Source organism: Lentzea sp. NPDC051208, from assembly GCF_040682435.1.
GTDB lineage: Bacteria > Actinomycetota > Actinomycetes > Mycobacteriales > Pseudonocardiaceae > Lentzea > Lentzea kristufekii.
Genome location: NZ_JBFBAW010000003.1, coordinates 420088 through 438492 on the forward strand (window position 1 = coordinate 420088; position 18405 = coordinate 438492).

An 18405-nucleotide genomic window follows, 5' to 3' on the forward strand; every position below is an offset into this window, starting at 1 on the left:
GGGTCAGCCTAACGTGTGATTGGTCATAGCACTACAGGTCATTACCGGCCGGTTGGGTGCCTCAACAGGAGTAAATGCGCTGGTCCGGGTGGGTGATCGCAATTCGCCGAGCAACGTGTTCCGCCGCCGCGCGTCCTCATGTTCGTTGGACGAGGGGATCTTGGGGAGAAACGTGTTCCGGCCACTGGTTTTGGCTCTACTACTGGGATTGACCGCCTGCAGCGCCGCACCCGATGGTGCGACCGGGGCCGGTTCGCAGACCACTGCACCGGCTGCGGAGCAGAAGGCGAAGGCAGTACTCACCGTGACGCCGGCATCGGGCGAGGGGATCAGCCCGGCCGGCCCATTCGAGGTCGGAATGACCGGTGGCGCGCTGACCGCCGTCGTGCTGACGGGCCCCGACGGCCGGGTGGTGAAGGGGGAACTCTCCGCCGGGCGCTGGGTCGCGACCGAGGACCTGGGCTACGACAAGGCCTACACCTGGTCCGGCTCGGCCAAGGGTGAGGACGGGACCGACGTCCCGGTCACCGGGTCGTTCCGCACCGTCAAGCCGCAGCGGCTCACCAGCGCGAAGCTGAACGTCGGCGACAACCAGACCTACGGCGTCGCCATGCCGTTGAAGGTGACCTTCAGCGCGCCCGTGCAGGACAAGGCCTCCGTGCAGAAGGCGATGACGGTCAAGACGTCCGTGCCGACCGAGGGCGCGTGGGCGTGGCTGTCCGACACCGAGGCGCATTGGAGGCCGAAGGAGTACTGGAAGCCGAGCACCGAGGTCTTCCTCGACGTCGCCATCTACGGCGTGCCGTTCGGCGGGGGCGCGTTCGGCAAGGCCGACATGCACGCGCAGTTCAAGATCGCGGACCGCGCACTGGTGGCCAAGGCGAACACGCAGACCAAGCGGTTCGAGATCTACCGCGACGGCGTGCTGCTGCACGACTTCCCGGCGTCGTACGGCCTGGAGAGCGACCCGGGCAGGGTGACGCGGTCCGGCATCCACGTGGTGCAGCAGAAGGAAGCCTCGCGGAGGATGAAGAGCACGGTGTACGACTACGACGTCCCGGTCACCTGGGCGGTGCTGATCTCCCAGAACGGCGAGTTCGTGCACGAGAACAACGGCACGATCCCCAACCAGGGCAAGGAGAACGTGTCGCACGGGTGCGCGAACCTGTCCGGCCCCAACGCCAGGATCTTCTTCGACCTGACGATGGTCGGTGACCCGGTCGAGGTCGTGGGTTCCTCGGTGCAGCTCGGCCTGGCCGACCCGAACGGGCCTGCTCACGGCGACTACTGGCAGTGGACGCTGGACTGGGCGGCCTGGACCGCCAAGTCCGCGGCCATCAGCTAACTCTTCTCGGTGATCTGGGGTGGCTGCGGGATCTCGTAACCCGACGGACCGACGTTGCGTTCGAGGGCCCGCTTCCACTCACCGCTTGAAATCATCTTCTCGATCGCCTTGTTCACCGCGTCGCGCGACTCGGTGTCATTCTTCGGCACGCCGATGCCGTAGCGCTCCTTGGAGAACGTCTTGCCGACGAGCTTGAGCAGCTCGGGGTTCTCCGCGGCGAACCCGGCGAGGATGACCTCGTCGGTCGTGACGGCGTCGACGTTGCCCGCCATGAGAGCGATCACGCAGTCGGAGTACTGGCCGTACTCGACGATCTGCACCTGCTGCGAGAAGTCCGTCTTCACCTTCTGCGCGGAGGTGGATCCCTTGACCGAGCACAGCTTGCGGCCGTTCATGGTCTCCGGGCCCTGGATGGCGTTCTCGGTGTAGCGCACCAGCATGCCCTGGCCCGTCTCGAAGTACGGGCCGGCGAAGGCGACCTTCTCCTTGCGGGCGTCGGTGATCGAGTACGAGGCGATGATCAGGTCGGCCTCGCCGTTCTCGAGCATCGACTCGCGGGCGGCGCCGCGGGCCTCCTTGAAGGTGATGTCACGTTCCTCGACCCCGAGCTCGTTCGCCACGTACTTGGCGACGTCCACGTCGAAGCCGACGTACCGGCCGTCGAGCCGGCGCTGGCTCATGCCGGGCTGGTCGTAACGGATGCCGATCGTCAGCTTCCCGGAGTCGGCACGTCCGATGACTGTGCTGGTGTCACCGCTCCCACAGGCGGTGGCGAACACCGCAATGGCAGTCAGTAGCGCGGCACGACGGATCACGACAGGCCTTCCGGGGGTGGTGTGGATTCGTGCGCAATGCTACGGACCTGCGGCGATGATCGACTGTGATGTATGACAACTACGGAAGCCTCGCTTTGCTCGGTGTCACATGCCTTCCGTGACGTTCGATCGCGCGCCTGAGATGGCCGGGCGGAGCCAGCCTTCTGACCTTGCCGGGGATCAAAAGCGCAGTTCGGCGCATCATTCGCAGCCACAGATCGGCGTGCGCGTACGACTTTCGGCCGTGTAGTTCGACAGCCCAGTCGGGTAGTACCGAATAGGCCAGGTGGCCCACGAGAACCCGGTACACGGGTAGTCCGTGGCGGAGCGGACCTTGCACCGGCGGACCGTGCAAGAAGTCGTAGATCACATCGGAATCGGTCGTTCGACGCAGAACGGGACGCATCCGGTCGAAGTATTCGGCCATTTCACGCCTGGATCCCGGTACTTCATCCGGGTGCAATCCGACCAAAGCGGCTGCGGATCGCTGCTCGGCGTAGTAGAGGTCCTTCTGCCTGTCGCTCAGGCCGTACCCCGCACGGTCGAGCACTGTTTCGAAGCACGAAACCTCCGAGCAATGTACCCAGAGCAGCAGTTCGGGCTCGTCCACGCGGAAGGTCTGGCCGTCGACGACGCCGCGCAGGCTCCGGTGCGTGGCCCGCACCCGTGCCGCGGCGGTGGCGATCTCCTCGTCGGTGCCGTAGACGCCGAGGCCGACGAAATCCGCCGTGCGCTTGAGCCTGCCGAGCGGATCGGCCTGGAAGTTCGAGTTCTGCACGACACCCGCGACCGCCTTGGGGTGCAGTGCCTGCAGGTAGAGGCTCGCGATCCCGGCGATCCACATCGCCGGGTCCGCGTGCATCTGCCAGCTCACGGAGTTCGGATCGGGCATGCGGACATCGTCCCGCGTCGCCAGGATGAGGACCATGGACCTGGACCAGGCACGGGAAGTGCTCCGCAGTCAGCACCGCGCGGTGTTCTGCGCACTGAAGTCCGACGGCACACCGGCCATGTCACCGGTGCTCGTCGCGCTCGACGACAACGGCGACGTGCTCGTCTCCACACGAGCCACCGCGTACAAGACGAAGCAGGTGGAGCGGGATCCGCACGTCTCGCTGTGCGTGCTGCCGGACAGCTTCTTCGGCCGCTGGATCCAGATCAACGGAACCGCGACGGTCGTGCCGTTGCCCGAGGCCATGGACCTGCTGGTCCAGTACTACCGGACGATCTCCGGCGAGCACTCCGACTGGAACGACTACCGGGCGGCGATGAAGCGCGAGCAACGCGTGATCCTGCGGATTTCGCTGACCTCCGCCGGACCGGACAAGACGGGCTGAGCCTGTAACACCGTTAGCGGGCGCAACGATTCCACGGGGACGGCGGCTACCGGGCAGGCGGAACCTGGGGAGCGGAAGCGATGACTGGTGTCAGACGCCGCGGCTACTTCACAGCCGCGGTCGCGGTGATGGGCGCTGCCCTGATCGCGGCTCTGTTCTCGCCACTCCCGGACAAGCCCGTCGACATCCGGCTGGTCGCACCGCCGCCCCTGCCGCCCGAGGTCGTCACCGCGACCGCCACGACCACCGTCTCCGCCGTCGGAGTCGAGCGGCCGCACCCTCCGCCTCCGCCACCGCCTCCGCCGCCTCCCCCCGGAGCCGCCGACCGGCCACCGCCTCCGCAACCCGGGCGCCGGCCGCCACCTCCGCCGCGACCGGGCAAGCCCCGGCCCGACCTGCACGACCTGCTGCGCTGCGACTCGAAGATCTTCGGCGACGATTTCAAGCACTGCCTGAAGTGGCCGCTCGACGCCGAGGAGCTCTGCGAGTTCCTGGAGGAGCACCAGCTCGAACCGATCGACCTGCACGGGCCGGACGGTGGCCGGTTCGACCGGTTCGAGCTGAGCTGCGACGACGACGCTAGGCCTTGAGCTCCCTGAGCTTCGCCAGGTTCGCTTCCGCCAGTGCGCCGAGCAGCTGGGCCTCGCCGAGGTAGTGGTCGTCGATCAACGCCTCGACCTCGTCGTCGTTCATCGCCGGCACGATCCGCGCGGCCATCCTGTTCATGTTGCGATAGCTGCCCTGCAACAGGAACGGCCGCTCGGACTCCTCCGCCGCCGAGGCGATGTACGCCTGGTTGACCTTGAGCACGACCTGCTGGATCCGTTGCAGCTTCCGGACGACGGACAGCATGCGTTCGAGTTCGACGGTTTCGTACTCGTGCCGGACGCTCTCGCCGTTCACCATGCGCACCAACGGTTCCACGTCGACGCCACCCAATGCCGGGTTCGAGCCGGAGGCGTTCTCCAGGTAGCTCAACGCGAACAGGGCGTCGCGACCGGACAGCACGTCGCCCAGGTTCCACACGTCCGCGCGGTTCGCGAGCATGTCGGGCACCCGGAACGCCCGGCCGGTCTCGGTGTACGGGTTGCCTGCCATCGACACGGCGAAGCGCTTGCCCCGCAGGTCGAACGTGCGCGGCTCGCCGTCCCAGACACCCTCGACCCGGCGCTGGGCGTCGCACAGCGAGATGAACTTCTGCAGCAGCTCCGGTGAGGTGTGCTGGATGTCGTCGAGGTGCAGCAGGACGTTGCTGCCCAGGGCGAACGCGAAGTTGATCCGCTCGACCTCCTGCCGTGCCGTGGCGTTCGGTGCCTCCTGCGGGTCGAGCGAGGTGACGCCGGTGCCCAGCGCCGGGCCGTTGACCTTGACGAACACCATGCCCAGGCGGTTCGCGACGTACTCCATCAGCGTCGTCTTGCCGTAGCCGGGCGGGGAGATCAGCATCAGCAGGCCGGTGCCGTCGCCCAGCTGCTTGCTGAGGTTGTCGCCGATCAACGGCAGGTAGACCTCGTTCAGCAACCTGTTGCGCACGAACGTGTTCAGCACGGCCGGCTGGTAGTCGTCGAGCCTGAGCCTGCGCCGTTCCCCGGCCAGCAGCTCGTCGCGCCGGCGTTGGTACGCGCGGAAGGCCGGCACCTGTCCGGTGCGGAAGGCCCTGAGCCTGGTCAGGGCCTCGTCGAGGCGCAGGTCCATCGACTGGTTCTGCACGCGGGGATGCGTGCCGAGCAGGCCCGAGACGGTCTCGGTCAGCGCCGCGCTGGAGTCGTAGCGCGGCAGGTCGGTGAGCAGGATCGCCACGACCTCGGGGAACTCCGGGCAGTCCTCGTCCTTCAGGAACGCGCGCAGCCACGCCTCGATCAGGTCGCGGTCGTGGAGTTCCTCGGTGACCACGGCGCGGAACCTGTCGATCACCGCGCGGGCGGCCTTGCTGGTGACGAATCCCCTGGGCTCGCAGGCGAGTTCCTCGAACAGGTACTCGGCGGTGAGCTCTTCGAGTCCGAACTGCCCGCACAGCTCGGGAATCCCGTGCGTGCCACCGAAGATCGTGCGGGCGCGGGCCAGCGACTCGGCCTTGCGCGCCCACACAGCGCGTTGGTCCTCGGGCTGCCCGGCCCAGAAGATCTGTGCCGCCGCGCGGGTGTGCGGCGGGTACCTGAGCAGTCCGGCACCGGCGTGGAGCCGTTGCAGGACAGCGAGGATCTTCTCGGCGTCGTGGTCGTGGACGCCCTTCTCGTAGCCCTCGTCGTAGCGTTCCGCGGCGGCGTTCGCGACGTCGGTGCGGCCCTCGGCGAGGAGGCTCCCCGCGAGGTGCTCCGAGCGGTAGACGTGCTGCGTCTCCGAGACGAGCAGCTGGTCCCAGAACGGCCTGGTGGCCTCGAACGCGGGGTCGGTGACCTCGCTGCGGTAGTCGGTGCCGGTGACCGCGTAGAACAGCCTGCCGTCGCGCGGCACGAGGGTGAGGTTCATCGGCTCGGTCGTCACCGGGAAGCGGTGGCGACCGAGCACGATCGACGCGCCGTCGTACAGATCGGCCCGGTCGCGCAGTGCCCGGCCTCCCTCTTGCCGGGCATCGCGCAGACTCGCGTCGAGCTCGTCGGCCCTGCCGTCGCCGAGTTCCCTGAGCTGCTCGGCGACCGCGCGGACCTTGGCGACCATCGGGTCGCCGGCGAAGTACGTGTTGATCTCGTCGGTCGAGGTCAGCTTCCCGACGCGACGCCGGATCGTGCCGAGCACCCGTTCCGCGGACTGCACGAGCCTGTCGGCCCTGCGGGCGCGTTCGTCGAGCAGCGTCTGCTTGCGGGCGGAGAAGGCCTCGTAGACGTCCGTGCGCTTGGCGCCGACCTGGGCGAGGAAGTCGTCGAACTCGCCGAACCGCGACTCCAGGTTCTCCAGTTGCAGCAACAGCCTGCCGAGCTGGTCGTCGCACCGCTGCGGGGTGTCCGCCACCGACAGCGCGCCGGTGATGGCCTGGCCGAGCAGCGCGAACTCCGCGGCGAACTCGGCGCGGCCCTCGACGTTCGCGAGCTGGGCGCGGCGACCGTCCACGGTGGCGCGTGCGCGGTTGACCGCGGCCAGCACCTCGCCGATGCTCGCCAGGATCTGCGTGCGGGTCGTGGTGTCGGCGGCGTCGAGGGTGCTGACGACCTCGGTCAGCACCTCCAGTCCGGCCTGCTGCTGCGCGAGCCGTTCGCGCAACGGCTTCGCCTCGGCGGCGGTCGTCAGCTCCGCGGCCGCGATCCGGTCGATCTCCTCGTGGTACTGGGCGAACGCGCCCTCGCCGCTGAGGAACGCGACGGCCCGGCGCGCGGACGCGCCGAGTTCCTCGACCAGTTCGGCTTCGCGCCGGTCGATCTCCTCGACGTCGACGTACTTCAGGTCCTTGAGGGTGATCAGCCGGCCCTGGGCGGACCGCAGGTCGGCCAGCAGCCGCACCCATTCGTCGGCGCTGCGCGGCGCGGCCGACCTGGCGAGCCTGATCAGGCTCGCCAGCTTCTCCGCGGCCTGGTGGAGCTGCTCGGCGGCGTGCTCGGTGAGCGTGCGGACGGCCTCGAACTCGTCCAGCACCTGCTCGGCCGTGGCGCGCACGGCCTGGACGTCCTGCTTGAGCCCCAGCTCGTCGAGCCAGTGGACACCGTCGATCACCCTGGTGCACAGGGCGATCAGGCCCTCGAACACCGGCACGCTCGGGGTCATCTCGGCGCTCATCCTGGTGATGGACAGGCAGTCCGAGATGCCGCGGACGAGTTCGGCGTTGCCGATGCGGGCGAGCGGGCCCGCCTGGTCGGGCAGCACCTCGTCGAGGACGAACGGCGTGCGCCACACCTGCATCGGGTGCACGCGCACGGCCTCTGAGCCGGTCTCGCGGAAGACCACCAGCGTGCCGTCGGCGAAGAGCGAGTAGCCGTGGCAGACGATGGGGGTCGCGACCTCCTTGCGGATCACGTTGTAGGGCAACAGGAGGCTGCGGCCCTCCCTGCGGGCGTGGAAGACGAACAGCACGTCCTCGCCGTTCGCCGACCGGACGACCCGCTCGAACTCCAGCTCGTCGGTGTCGACGTCGAAGGTCTTGTCCGCGCCCGTGACCAGGTAGTAGCCGCCGGGGAAGATGATCCCCTGGTCCTCCGGCAGGCGCTGGCACGCCTGACCGATGCCGTCGAGCCGCGTCACCACCTTGGTGCGGGTGTTGAAGACGAGGTGCCGCCACACCGTCTCCTTGTACGGCAGGACGCGCAGCAGGATCAGCGGGCCGACGCGGGCGTAGTGCACGTCGGCGTCCGCGAGGCTCTGCAACGGCTCGTCGACGGGCTCTTCGTACACGCCCTGGCCGGACTCGGTGTTGTTCTCGATCTTGACGGTCAGCGTGCCGCCGACCGTCTCGACGAAGACCTCGTCGTCGATCGCGATGTGCGGGTGCCGGCCGAGCACGTGCTGCTCGCGGGTCGTCTCGACCCACGTGAAGTCGTGCGAGGGCGGGAAGACGTGATCGCGGTCGCCGCGGTTGTCGACGTAGGTGACCGTGCCGTCGACCTTGATGTCCCAGCGCAGTACGCGGATGTCCTCGATCTGCGCGCCGGTCTGGAACACCGCGAGCAGCCGTGACTCGACCGTGCGCAGCTGGAGCAGCCGCGTTTCGCGGTAGTACCGGTACAGCTCCGCGAAGTCGTTGCGGAACCTCGGGTCCTGCAGGAACTCCGCCTCGACCGTGGCGAAGTCCCTGCCGTGCACCGCGAAGACGTCGCTGACCTTGGTCTCGGGCTTGAGACCCATGAACACGTTGTAGCCGAACAGCATCACGTCGCCGAGAGCGACGATGTCGCGCGGGACGCAGTTGTTCTCGGTGCGGATGCGTTCGGTGGCGAGGAGTTCGAGGGCCGTGCTGCCGAACGTCTCGACGCGCTGGGCGTTCAGCGCTTCCGTGCTCCGGGCGAGCCCGGTGGCCTGTTCGGCCAGCCGGGCTCGCAGCACCTCGTAGGTGCCCGCGTCGAGGACGGTCATGCGTTCTGGCCGTTGTTCTTGGCCATCTGGGTCAGCGCGATCGCCGCGGCGATGTTCTGCGCGTCACCCGTGGTGAACGAGCTGAGGATCTTGGTCAGGTCCTCCGGGAAGTTCGCCGACCCGTCCATCCACTTCGAGCCCAGCGCCTGGACCACGTCGGAGTTCCCGACGAAGCCGTCGACCTGCTTGCCCGCGGTGATCGAGCTGGCGATCCTGTCGAAGAACATCGAGTCACCACCGATGATGTCGATGTCGGCCTTCTCCAGGCCGGCCGCGAGCACCATGGCCTGGGCCTCGGCGATCTCGCGCTGCACGTCGATGCCCCTGAGCCGGATCTCCTTCTCCGCCTCGAGACGGAGCCGGTACTCCTCGTGCTCGCGGGTCGCTGTGTCGAGCGCGGCCATCGCCTCCGCCTTGTGCGACAGGCCTTCCGCCTCGCCCTTGAGGCGTTCCTTGATGCCCTCGGCGTCGGCGAGTGCCTTCTCGCGGTCGACCACGGCCTCGGCGCGACCGAACGCCTCGGACGCGGCGGCGTCGCGTTCCTTGACCAGCGCGTCCGCCAGGCCCTTGGCCGCGGCCTCGGCCTGCGTGCCCTCCGCGAGGCGGATCTTGGAGCGGGTGTCCAGCTCGGCGGCCTTGTTGCGCGCCTCGGCGAGCACGACCTCTTCCCGGGCCTTGTGCTGCGCGGACTGCTCGGCGGCCTCGGCGGCCTTGATGTCCTTGACCAGCGACTCCTGCGCCTCGGCCTCGGCCCTGATGATGATCTGCTGGCGGTCGCGCTCGGCTTCCTCGACCGCGCGCAGGCGCTTGATGTTCTCCTCCTGCTCGGCCACCGTCTTCTCGACGGCGACGCGCTCGCGCACCAGGTCGGCGATCGCGCGGCGCTCGTGCTCGAGCTCCTTGTCCTTCTCGATCATGCGCAGCGAGGTCTCGCGTTCGCGGGCGATGACCTCCAGCATGCGGTCCTTCTCGATGCGCTCGGTCTCGACGGCGATCACGCGCTCGCGGTTCTTCTCGGCGACGGCGATCTCGCGGGCCTTGTTCTCGGTCTGGATGCCGAGCTGCTCCTCGGTGCGGATGAACGCGGTGTTGGCCTTGAGACGCTCCTCGGCCTGCACCTTCTGCGTCTCCGCCTCCTGCTGCGCGCGGGCCGTCTCGATCGCGCGCTTCTGCTTGATCTCCGCGTCGGCCTGGCGCCGTTCGAGTTCCAGGATCGCCTCACGCGCGCTGACGTTCTGGCGCGTGATCTCCTTCTCCTCGTTGCGGGTGAACTCGTTGGTCTTGACGTGCTCGATCGCGGTCAGCTCGGTGATCTTGCGGATGCCCTGCGCGTCCAGGATGTTCGCCGGGTCGAGCTGCTTGAGCGGCGTCTGCTCCAGGTAGTCGATGGCCGCGTCCTCGAGGCTGTAGCCGTTGAGGTCGGTGCCGATGACCTGGACGATCCGGTCGCGGAACTCGTCGCGGTGGGTGTAGAGGTCGACGAAGTCGAGCTGCTTGCCGACGGTCTTGAGCGCCTCGGAGAACTTGGCGTTGAACAGCTCCTGCAGCGTCTGCTCGTGGCTCGCGCGCTCGGTGCCGATCGCCTGCGCGACCTTGATGACGTCCTCGACGGTCTTGTTGACCCGCACGAAGAACGTGATGCGGATGTCGGCGCGGATGTTGTCCTTGCAGATCAGGCCCTCGTTGCCGGCCCTGCGGATCTCGATGGTCTTCACCGAGATGTCCATCGTCTCGCATCTGTGCAGCACGGGTAGTACGACCGTGCCCGTGAAGGTCACGTCGACCTTGCGCATCTTCGAGACGATCAGCGCCTTGCCCTGCTCGCACTTCTTGAACAGCCTGCTCAGCGTGATCAGCGCCAAGATCAGCACAACCGCGATCACGGCGATCATCACGATCAGCCCGGTGGAGATCGCACCCATTGTCAGCCCCCTGTGGTGATGTCCACGACCCAGAAGAACTCGCCCTCTGCGTCGTAGTCGAAGATCAGCGCGGTCTGGCCCGCCTTCAGTTCGGTGCTCTGCGCCGCTCGCACCTGCACGACCGCCGTGCCGCCGTCGTCTGCGGTCACCTCGGCCTGCCCGTACCGCTCGGTGACCGTGGACGTCCTGACGATCGCGGTGCGGCCCACGAAGTCGTTGCGGGACGCCGGTTTCTCCGGTTTCGTCCAGTTCCGGAGCGGGATGGAAAGGATCTTCGTGACGAGCGCGCCCACGAGCAGCGAACCGGCGAGGACGGCGTACCGCAACGAACCTTCCGGCGTGAACACCGTGCCGACCAGCGCGGCGAACCAGGTGATCACGATGAACAGCGAGATCGAGATCGGGAGGACCGGGGCGTCGAAGTCCAGGCCCACCAACGCGACCGTGAGCCAGTACGCCAGCACCACGAGCACCAGCAGGCTGAACACCACGGTCGGAAACGCCACCGCGGCAGCCAGGAACTCGGTCATCATCGCCCCCTATCTCGACACTCAGATGCGCGAAACTCCGAATCCGTTGCACTTCCGGGAATCATCGATGCCGATCGATCGTTGTCCCGATCATGGACATCGGGGTGCAGGGACTGAACACCGGCGACACCGCCGGACCGGACGAGACGCGACGGCTCGCCCAACTGGCTGAATCACTCGGCTACCGCTCGTGGTGGGCATCGGATCACGTGGTGCTGCCGAGCCCACGCGTCGACCCGTCGCCGTCAGAGCCTGACACCGTGATCGTGGATCCGCTGGCACATCTGAGTTATGTGGCGGCGGTCACATCCACGCTGCAACTCGCGACCGGCATCGTGATCCTGCCGCAGCGCAACCCGGTCGTGCTGGCGAAACAGGTGGCGTCGCTCGACCTGCTCAGCGGCGGGCGCATGACGCTCGGCGTCGGCGCGGGTTACGTTCCGCAGGAGATGGCCGCGGTCGGGGTGTCGTTCAACGACCGTGGCAAGAGGACGGACGAGTACCTGGACGCGATGGACCAGCTCTGGCACGCGCCGGAGCCGTCCTTCCAGGGCGAGTTCGTGTCGTTCTCCGGCGTCGAGGCCCACCCCCGCCCGTCGAACGTGCGCGTGGTCGTCGGCGGCCACAGCGCCTCGGCGATCCGGCGGGCGGTGACGCGTGCCCAGGGGTGGTTCGGCATCGGCACGCCCGAAGACATCCGCGGCCACCTCGCCAAGTTCCCCTCGCGACCCGACGGCTTCCGGATCAGCGTGTCCGCGCAGGTCCCGCTGTCGGCCTCGGTGATCCGCGAGTACGAGGACCTCGGCGTGGACGAGCTCGTGATCTACCCGCCGATGTTCGACGGCACGGTGGAAGAGGTCTTGAAGAGGAACTCGGAGTTCACCGGCTAGCCTGGAACGTCGTGATCCCCGTCGTCGTGCTCGCCGGCTTCCTCGGCTCCGGCAAGACCACCCTGCTCAACCACCTGCTGCGCACGTCCGGCGGCACGCGGATCGGCGTCGTGGTCAACGACTTCGGGCGGATCAACATCGACGCGTTCGCCGTCTCGGCCCAGGTCGACTCGATGGTGTCGCTGTCGAACGGCTGCCTGTGCTGCGCGGTCGACGGCACCGAACTGGACGGGATGCTGGCGAAGCTCGCTTCGGCGGACCTGGACGTCATCGTGATCGAGGCGTCCGGTCTCGCCGAGCCGGCGGCGATGGTGCGGATGGTGTTGCAGGCGCCGGGGGTGGCCTACGGCGGGCTGATCTACGTGGTCGACGCCGTGGAGCTCGACGCCGTGCCGCACCTTTCTCGCGACCTCGCGCTGGCTGACCTGGTGGTGCTGAACAAGGTCGACCGGGTGTCGTCGTTGCCCTCGCTGCCCTGTTCGGCACCGGTGCTTCCGGTTTCCTACGGGCGGATCGATCCGGCGCTGTTGTTCGAGGTGCGGCCGCCGGACCTGGGGCCGCGGCAGCTGTCGTTCGACGACCTGGACGACCACTCCACCCACGCGCACGCCCGCTACGACAGCGTGTCGTTCGAGTGGCCGGATCCGTTGCACCCCAAGCTGTTCATGGACTTCCTGAGCGCGCGGCCGGAGGGGTTGTTCCGCGCCAAGGGCTTCGTGCGGTTCCCAGGCGGCACGTTCATGCTGCACACCGTCGGCGCCTACGTCTCCTTCGAACCCGTCGACGACGCCCCGACTCAGCTGGTGCTGATCGGGGCGGGCATCGATCCGGAAGCGCTGACGGACTGGCTGCTGGCGTGCGTCGCGGACGGACCGGTTACCGAGCAGGACATGCTCTGGGTGCTCCGGTACGTCCGCTGACGTCACTTCTTGCAGAACGCGGTGTCCATCACGTCGAACACCTGCTGGAACTTCTTCGCCGGGTCGTCACCGAACGTGCCGGGCAGCGCGGTGAGCGTGATCGCCGCGCTCTTGCCGCCATCGGTCGCACCGCCGAGCGACGCCCAGCCGTGGATCGACCCGCCGTGCCCCCACCAGACCCCGCCGCAACTCAGCTTGGTGCTCTCCAGCCCGAGCCCGTAGGCGCTCTTCTCGTCGACCGTGACGGCCTTGCGCATCTCGTCGAGCTGCGGCTTCGCGAGGAGGCCGCCGTTCAGCAGCGTCCTGAAGAACTTGGCGACGTCCGCGGGCGTGGAGACCATCGCACCGGACGCCCAAGCCGCCGACGTCTCGATCTCCGTCGCGTTGACGACCGCGGACTTCGGGTCGAGCAGGTCGCTCAGCGCGTAGGCCTGCGCATGGCGGCCGCGGATGCGTTGCTCGCCCTGGCCAGGCCAGTACGTGTCCTTCAGGCCGGCCTCGGTGATGACCTTCTGGATCGCCTCACCGATCGGACGCCCGGTCACCTTCTGGATCAGCAGCCCGGCCACGACGTAGTTCGTGTTGCTGTACGCGTACTTCTCGCCCGGCGAGAAGCTCGGCGGGAGCCGCAGGGCGGCGTCCAGCAGGTCGTGCGGCGCGAAGTAGCGGTCCCGGATGTCGGCGATCTTCGGGACGCCGATCTCGAGCACGTACTCCGGCAACCCGCTGGTGTGCTGCAGGACCTGGCGCACGGTGATGCGGTCGTCCTTGATGTGCGGCACGTACCTGTTCACGGGCCCGTCGAGCTCGACCTTGTTCTCCGCGACGAGTTCGAGCGTCGCGACCGCCACGAACGACTTCGTGATGCTGCCGATCCGCACCTGCCCGTTGAGCGGAGCCTTGCCCGCCACGTGGTTGCGACCGTGGACGTGGGCCTCGACGCCGGGCGTTTTGTCCTCGACGATCTGAGCGAGCTGCTGGGGGACAAGGAGAGTCAGCGCCGTGAGCGCGGCCATCGCGATCACTTGGCACCACACAAAGCAGCGTCCACAGTGGCCAGAACAGCCTCGTGGGCCTTGCCGGCCTCCTCCTGCGTGTCCTGGAACGTGCCGGGCAACGCCGTGACAGCAACGGAGAACGCACGACCGGTGTCGGTGACCCCACCCCGCGTCTCGTAACCGTGGATGTCGCCACCGTGACCCCACGACCGGCCACCACAGGACAACGGCGCACTGGCGATCCCGAGCCCGTACTCAACACCCGGCCACATCTCGCCGGCGGTGTCGACGGTCTTCTTCATCTCGTCCAGCTGAGCCTTCTTGAGCAGGTCGCCCTTCAGCAGGCCGCGGTAGAAGGCGTTGAGGTCCTTGGTCGTGGAGATGATCTGCCCGGCCGCCCAGCCCCAGCTCGGGTCGAGCTCGGTCACGTCCTCGATGCCGTTGCCGGTCTTGGCGTACCCGTGCGGGTGCTTGCCGCGAATGCCCTGCTCACCCACACCGGGCCAGTAGGTGTCGTTCAGGTTCAGCTTCCGCACGATGCGCTGGTCGACGTTCTCCGCGACCGGCCGCCCGGTGACCTTCTGGATCAACAGGCCGAGCAGCACGTAGTTCGTGTTGCTGTACTTGAACTTCTCACCCGGCTGGTTGGTGACGGGGTGCGCGTTGCCGATGTCGAGCAGCTCACGCGGCTCGAGGTACCGGTGCCGCACCTCCTCGAACTTCTCCAGCCCCAGGTAGTTCGTGTAGTTCGCGAGCCCGCTGGTGTGGTTGAGCAACTGCCGGACCGTGATCCGGTCGTCCTTGATCGCGCCCGGCAGGTAGTGGTTGATCGGCTTGTCGAGCTCGACCTTGCCCTCACCGACGAGCTGCATGACCACCGTGGCGACGAACGCCTTGGTGTTGGACCCGGCGCGCACCTGCCCGTTCCTCGGAACAGCCGTGCGCTTGCCCAGCTCGGACGTGCCCGAAGTGTAGGCGGCCGTCCGGCCGTTGCCCTCGGTGATCGTCGCCAGTGCAGCCGGGAACTCGTGCTGCTTCGTGAGCCCGTCGAGCTGCTTCTGGACATCGCTCGGCGGCGTGGCCATCGCCGTCCCGGTGAACAGCATGGCCGTTGCCAGCACTCCTACCAGCGTCTTCTTCATCTTGTGCCTCCCCTTGCCGTGGTGAGGACAGATTTCCAATCAAGGGGGTGTCCGCGCAGTCACGCACGCTTCCGTCCTTGGGGTGGAGCAGGCTCTACCCCGGTGGCGGACGCGGCTCGGCGGCAGACGTTCGACGACTCCGTCGGGGTGGCCAGTGCGTCAACCGTGAGGTTGGAACCCGGAGGACATGCGGAGGTGGAGATCGGTAGGCTGTCCCGGCGAGGGCTGCTAGCTCAATTGGCAGAGCAGGAGACTTTTAATCTTCGGGTTCAGGGTTCGAGTCCCTGGCGGCCCACCAAACCCCCAGGTCACAGGCCTGGGGGTTTCGCTTTGCAAGATCAAAGACCCCGCTTACCCCTCACTTATGCGCATCACCGCCGATCACCGCACCGAGCGCGTCAGCAGCGGCACGGCCAGGCGCACGACGTCCCATGTGCACGTCCTGGGTCATCGAGGGCCGCGCGTGGCCGAGCACATTGGCGATCCGCCGGCAGTCACGCCTGTCTCATCGAGCAGGGTCGCAACCGTGCAGCGGAGCGTACGGAAGGTCACCGTCAAGCACAGTGGCACGTGGCCTTGATCCGTGATTCCGGTCCTCTGCTCTCGTTCTCCAACGCGCAGGTCAACTGCTAGGAAGAGATCAACAACTGGCCGGGCAACAGTTGTGGGGTTCATGGTGCGGGGACGCCGAACGTCCAGGGCCGTTGGGACAGCAACATCATCTACGGCAACCGGCTCAACAACTCCAATGAGTACGACGGCGCGGTGAACGGCTCGTTCACGCCCAGCGGGTACCCCGGCTACACAATGGGCGCGCTGCAAGGCGCCTATTTCAACTGCTACGGCCGGGACAACTGCAACTACCCGTGACTCGTCTGATCGGGTCGTGAACTAACCGATACCGTCCGGGACCATGTGGCCGGCCTCGCGCGTGGTGCGCGGGGCCGGTTCGCCTGCTATTCGCAGCCCTGCTGGCACAGATTGGAGGCACGAGAGACATGGGCCAGGAAGCATCGGTATGTGAGCACAGCCCAGAGCGCTGGGAGCAGGTGCCCGAGGTCTCCAGCGACGTAGCGGTTACCTCAGTTGCCGGTCGTCCGGATTCTGCTCATCTTGAGGTCGACGGCGCCGTCTACGGCAGGGTTCCCGACACTGGCTTGAGCATGCTCATTGCATGGTTGGTCGGACCGAAAAATCTGGCCCGTCTACCCGATTGCGAGCTGCACACCGTCGCCGTTACCACCGTCCAAGACGGAACCGCAACGAGGACGAGTGAGCCGCGGGGCCAGGTCGACCAGGACATGATCGACGATGGGGTTGACGAGTACCTGACTGGCGCCCAGGTACCGAGCCCGCCTCGTGGCTACAGGTGGTACCAGCGCGTTCCTGAGGGCTACAGCACCCTTGACGACGCGTACGCCTACATCAACGGTGCCCTCCGTGAATCCGACCCAGAGAACAAGGCTGCCCGGCCTGCTCAACTCGTGCCCTTGGTGGCTGAAGCAGTTGCGGGCCTCTACCCGAGCTGATCAGCCCATGACGTCATGGGCTGATCCTCCGCTTGCCGCTCGTTTATGACGTCGAATGTCCACAAAGGGCCGCATGCAACAAGAGTCATGATGACCGTAAGCTCACAACAAGTATCGGCAAATATCCACAGTGGATTACCAAGCAAGATTCGCAAACTTCGGGTTCTGGCAGAGGCACAGGAAAGAAGAAGGGTCAAGATCGACCACACTCGACAGTGTTCGAGGTCCTGGCAGGATTTCGCATCTGGTCGATGCCGTCTCACCAGTCGCGACGTGGCGAGGCCGTAGGAACCGTGCAGGGCCTGCAAGCCTGCTTCGGTTCCTACGGCCGAACCCCCAGCGATGTAAGGCGACGACCCAGGGGTCAGTGGGCTACGACGTCGCCGGACGTGGCGGTGCGGCTCGGCAGCATGTACGCGACGACGATCGTCACCACGGCCAGGACCGTTGCGATCACGAAGGCCAGCTTCATGCCGCTCAACTGTGCCGCGCCCGCGGCGGCGCCCTCGGCGACCAGGGTGGTGGCGCGGGCCGACATGACGGTGACGACGAGGGCGGTGCCCAGGGCTGCTGCCACCTGTTGGAGGGTGCCGAGGATCGAGCTGCCGTGCGGGTACATGTTCGGCGGGAGGGCGCCCATGCCGAGGGTGAAGATCGGGGTGAAGGTTGCTGCCAGGCTCACCATCAGCAGGGCGTGCAGGGCCAAAACCTGCCAGTACGGCATGGTCATCGAGATCTGGGTGAAGCCTGCCAGGGAGAGCACGATGCCGATCGAGCCCGGGAGGACCAGGGGGCGGCTGCCCAGGCGGTCGTAGAGGCGTCCCACCGTGGGGCCGAGGAGGCCCATTGCGAGGCCGCCGGGCATGAGGAGCAGGCCCGTCTGCAGCGGGGTGAGGCCTCGCAGGTTCTGCAGGTAGAGCGGCAGCAGGATCATCGAGCCCATCATCGTCAGGAACGCGATGCACATGAGGGCCAGCGACAGCGTGAAGGTGCGGTGCTTGAGGGTGCGGAGGTCCATCAGCGGGGCGCCGGTTCGCTGCAGCTTGAGCTGGCGGAGGACGAAGAACGCGATGAGGGCCGCGCCTGCGATGACGATGCCGATGCTCGGGCCGAGGTGGGACTCGCGCTCGCCGAACAGGCTCAGGCCGTAGACCAGGCCGCCGAAGCCCAGGGTGGCCATGGCGGCCGATGCCCAGTCGAGGGTGCTGACCTTCGGCTCGCCGATGTTGTCCAGATGGCGGAGGCCGAAGTAGGTCACGGCGCCGGCGATCGGGAGGACGGCGACGAAGAGCAGGCGCCAGGAGCCCAGTTGCAGGATCAGGCCGGAGATGGCCGGGCCGAGGGCCGGGGCCACCGAGATCGCCAGGGTCACGTTGCCCATGACGCGGCCTCGGTCCTGTTCCGGGACGACGGTCATCAGCGTGGTCATCAGCAGCGGCATCATCACGGCCGTGCCCGCGGCCTGCACGATGCGGCCCACCAGCAGGATCGCGAACGTCGGCGCCGCTGCGGAGAGGGCGGTGCCTGCCAGGAAGACGCCCATCGCGATCGCGTAGCCCTGGCGGGTGGTGACCCGCTGCAGGAACCAGCCGGTGACGGGGATCACGGCGGCCATGGTGAGCATGAACGCGGTGGAGACCCACTGGGCGGCCTGTTCGGTCACGTGCAGCGACTCCATCAGGCGCGGAATCGCGTTGATCATCAGCGTTTCGTTGAGGATCACGACGAACGTCGCCAGCACCAGCAGGCGCACCACCAGCGGTGTCTTGCCCGCTTGTGCGGTGGGTTTGTCTTGGATCGCAGCAGGCATGTCAGGCCCTCACTAGGTTGCTGGCATCAGGTTCTTCGTGACACCGGAGAAGACCTGCAGCGTCGAAGGAACTCATCGGTACACCCGAGTCTCTCTCATCGCCGCGTTGGTCTCATCCCGGTTTTCCGGTCCATCCACCTGTGCGTCGAACGGCCAGACCCGGAATCGA

The 18405-nt window shown here is 67.2% G+C and carries 14 protein-coding genes and 1 tRNA gene; 7 read left to right on the plus strand and 8 right to left on the minus strand.

Annotated elements, in window-relative coordinates; genetic code table 11:
• Positions 1 to 304 precede the first annotated feature (304 nt).
• Positions 305 to 1345, plus strand: coding sequence for an Ig-like domain-containing protein (locus tag AB0M48_RS09490; protein WP_363837841.1), 1041 nt, complete (start codon positions 305 to 307; stop codon positions 1343 to 1345).
• On the opposite strand, the gene AB0M48_RS09495 is transcribed toward AB0M48_RS09490, so the two are convergent.
• The gene (locus tag AB0M48_RS09495) at positions 1342 to 2124 is read right to left on the minus strand and encodes a glutamate ABC transporter substrate-binding protein (protein ID WP_363837844.1); all 783 of its coding nucleotides are present in this window, start codon (positions 2122 to 2124) and stop codon (positions 1342 to 1344) included. The two genes, AB0M48_RS09490 and AB0M48_RS09495, sit on opposite strands and share 4 nt — an antisense overlap.
• A gap of 115 nt (positions 2125 to 2239) precedes the next feature.
• The gene (locus AB0M48_RS09500) at positions 2240 to 3088 is read right to left on the minus strand and encodes an oxygenase MpaB family protein (RefSeq protein WP_363837847.1); all 849 of its coding nucleotides are present in this window, start codon (positions 3086 to 3088) and stop codon (positions 2240 to 2242) included.
• Between AB0M48_RS09500 and AB0M48_RS09505 the strand changes: the two genes are divergently transcribed.
• Together AB0M48_RS09505 and AB0M48_RS09510 are read left to right on the plus strand one after the other, a co-directional pair.
• On the plus strand, positions 3087 to 3497 hold the full coding sequence (locus AB0M48_RS09505) for a PPOX class F420-dependent oxidoreductase (RefSeq protein ID WP_363837850.1): 411 nt from the start codon (positions 3087 to 3089) through the stop codon (positions 3495 to 3497). The two genes, AB0M48_RS09500 and AB0M48_RS09505, sit on opposite strands and share 2 nt — an antisense overlap.
• A gap of 80 nt (positions 3498 to 3577) precedes the next feature.
• Positions 3578 to 4087 (plus strand): hypothetical protein, encoded by a 510-nt coding sequence (locus AB0M48_RS09510; RefSeq protein WP_363837854.1) that lies wholly within the window; start codon positions 3578 to 3580, stop codon positions 4085 to 4087.
• Here AB0M48_RS09510 and AB0M48_RS09515 read toward each other — a convergent pair.
• Genes AB0M48_RS09515 through AB0M48_RS09525 form a run of 3 tightly spaced genes read right to left on the minus strand, consistent with a single transcriptional unit; the run spans position 4077 to position 10947 of the window.
• Complete coding sequence (locus AB0M48_RS09515) at positions 4077 to 8495, minus strand: DNA repair ATPase (RefSeq protein WP_363837858.1); 4419 nt, start codon at positions 8493 to 8495, stop codon at positions 4077 to 4079. The two genes, AB0M48_RS09510 and AB0M48_RS09515, sit on opposite strands and share 11 nt — an antisense overlap.
• Positions 8492 to 10417, minus strand: coding sequence for a flotillin family protein (locus tag AB0M48_RS09520; protein WP_363837861.1), 1926 nt, complete (start codon positions 10415 to 10417; stop codon positions 8492 to 8494). Before AB0M48_RS09520 ends, AB0M48_RS09515 begins: the two co-directional genes overlap by 4 nt.
• Positions 10418 to 10419: 2 nt before the next feature.
• Positions 10420 to 10947, minus strand: a complete 528-nt coding sequence (locus AB0M48_RS09525; protein WP_363837864.1) for a hypothetical protein — start codon at positions 10945 to 10947, stop codon at positions 10420 to 10422.
• 92 nt (positions 10948 to 11039) lie between these two features.
• Between AB0M48_RS09525 and AB0M48_RS09530 the strand changes: the two genes are divergently transcribed.
• Together AB0M48_RS09530 and AB0M48_RS09535 are read left to right on the plus strand one after the other, a co-directional pair.
• Positions 11040 to 11837 (plus strand): LLM class F420-dependent oxidoreductase, encoded by a 798-nt coding sequence (locus AB0M48_RS09530; protein WP_363837868.1) that lies wholly within the window; start codon positions 11040 to 11042, stop codon positions 11835 to 11837.
• Positions 11838 to 11848: 11 nt separating this feature from the next.
• The gene (locus tag AB0M48_RS09535; RefSeq protein ID WP_363837872.1) at positions 11849 to 12757 is read left to right on the plus strand and encodes a GTP-binding protein; all 909 of its coding nucleotides are present in this window, start codon (positions 11849 to 11851) and stop codon (positions 12755 to 12757) included.
• A 2-nt stretch (positions 12758 to 12759) separates the two neighbouring features.
• Here the strand turns inward: AB0M48_RS09535 and AB0M48_RS09540 are convergent, their stop codons facing one another.
• Both AB0M48_RS09540 and AB0M48_RS09545 read right to left on the minus strand, forming a co-directional pair.
• Positions 12760 to 13773 carry a serine hydrolase domain-containing protein gene (locus tag AB0M48_RS09540; RefSeq protein ID WP_363838355.1) on the minus strand — a complete coding sequence of 338 codons (1014 nt, stop codon included), beginning with the start codon at positions 13771 to 13773 and terminating at the stop codon, positions 12760 to 12762.
• Between the two features lie 5 nt (positions 13774 to 13778).
• On the minus strand, positions 13779 to 14897 hold the full coding sequence (locus AB0M48_RS09545) for a serine hydrolase domain-containing protein (RefSeq protein WP_363837875.1): 1119 nt from the start codon (positions 14895 to 14897) through the stop codon (positions 13779 to 13781).
• A gap of 222 nt (positions 14898 to 15119) precedes the next feature.
• Here AB0M48_RS09545 and AB0M48_RS09550 point away from each other — a divergent pair.
• Positions 15120 to 15195 (plus strand) — tRNA-Lys (locus AB0M48_RS09550).
• Positions 15196 to 15946: 751 nt separating this feature from the next.
• Positions 15947 to 16426 (plus strand): DUF5956 family protein, encoded by a 480-nt coding sequence (locus tag AB0M48_RS09555; protein ID WP_363837878.1) that lies wholly within the window; start codon positions 15947 to 15949, stop codon positions 16424 to 16426.
• 364 nt (positions 16427 to 16790) lie between these two features.
• On the opposite strand, the gene AB0M48_RS09560 is transcribed toward AB0M48_RS09555, so the two are convergent.
• Positions 16791 to 18236 (minus strand): MDR family MFS transporter, encoded by a 1446-nt coding sequence (locus tag AB0M48_RS09560; RefSeq protein ID WP_363837881.1) that lies wholly within the window; start codon positions 18234 to 18236, stop codon positions 16791 to 16793.
• Between the last annotated feature and the right edge of the window lie 169 nt (positions 18237 to 18405).

Bases quoted from the DNA above. Each gene is read 5' to 3' on its own strand.
- AB0M48_RS09530 (WP_363837868.1), top strand. From the start codon at position 11,040: ATGGACATCGGGGTGCAGGGACTGAACACCGGCGACACCGCCGGACCG.
- AB0M48_RS09515 (WP_363837858.1), bottom strand. From the start codon at position 8,495: ATGACCGTCCTCGACGCGGGCACCTACGAGGTGCTGCGAGCCCGGCTG.
- AB0M48_RS09540 (WP_363838355.1), bottom strand. From the start codon at position 13,773: ATGGCCGCGCTCACGGCGCTGACTCTCCTTGTCCCCCAGCAGCTCGCT.
- AB0M48_RS09560 (WP_363837881.1), bottom strand. From the start codon at position 18,236: ATGCCTGCTGCGATCCAAGACAAACCCACCGCACAAGCGGGCAAGACA.
- AB0M48_RS09510 (WP_363837854.1), top strand. From the start codon at position 3,578: ATGACTGGTGTCAGACGCCGCGGCTACTTCACAGCCGCGGTCGCGGTG.
- AB0M48_RS09505 (WP_363837850.1), top strand. From the start codon at position 3,087: ATGGACCTGGACCAGGCACGGGAAGTGCTCCGCAGTCAGCACCGCGCG.
- AB0M48_RS09500 (WP_363837847.1), bottom strand. From the start codon at position 3,088: ATGGTCCTCATCCTGGCGACGCGGGACGATGTCCGCATGCCCGATCCG.
- AB0M48_RS09520 (WP_363837861.1), bottom strand. From the start codon at position 10,417: ATGGGTGCGATCTCCACCGGGCTGATCGTGATGATCGCCGTGATCGCG.
- AB0M48_RS09545 (WP_363837875.1), bottom strand. From the start codon at position 14,897: ATGAAGAAGACGCTGGTAGGAGTGCTGGCAACGGCCATGCTGTTCACC.
- AB0M48_RS09525 (WP_363837864.1), bottom strand. From the start codon at position 10,947: ATGACCGAGTTCCTGGCTGCCGCGGTGGCGTTTCCGACCGTGGTGTTC.